1 protein-coding gene is annotated in these 304 nt (G+C 53.9%); it reads left to right on the top strand.

Annotation, left to right across the window (positions count from 1 at the left end; translation table 11 throughout):
* Positions 1 to 71: 71 nt before the first annotated feature.
* Positions 72 to 304, top strand: a 233-nt coding sequence (locus JUK32_RS00030; RefSeq protein ID WP_204136847.1) for a transposase, incomplete at its 3' end; no start/stop codon positions are given.

The raw sequence follows: 304 nt of genomic DNA, 5'->3' as shown, positions 1-304 counted from the left end.
GACGCACGGCGGTTGATTGGGCGCACCAAATGCAACACTGACTGGATGCAGACGATCGGGATTGCCCCAAAGTGCTCTTGGAGTGTGATCAACTCAATACTCATACCCTCGCCTCCCTTTACAAAGCCTTGCCACCGGCTACCGCCCGTCGTTTGGCCGAACGGTTGGAAATTCATTACACGCCTAAACATGGCAGTTGGCTCAATATTGCCGAAAATGAGTTGTCGGCATTAACCCGTCAGTGCTTAGCGCGACGCATTCCTGACCGTGGCACCTTAGCGTGCGAAACCACCGCTTGGTACAT

The sequence above is a fragment of the Halomicronema sp. CCY15110 genome (genome assembly GCF_016888165.1).
GTDB lineage: Bacteria > Cyanobacteriota > Cyanobacteriia > Phormidesmidales > Phormidesmidaceae > Halomicronema.
Note: the sequence above shows the minus strand (reverse complement) of the source record. Positions and strands in the feature narration are given on the sequence as shown.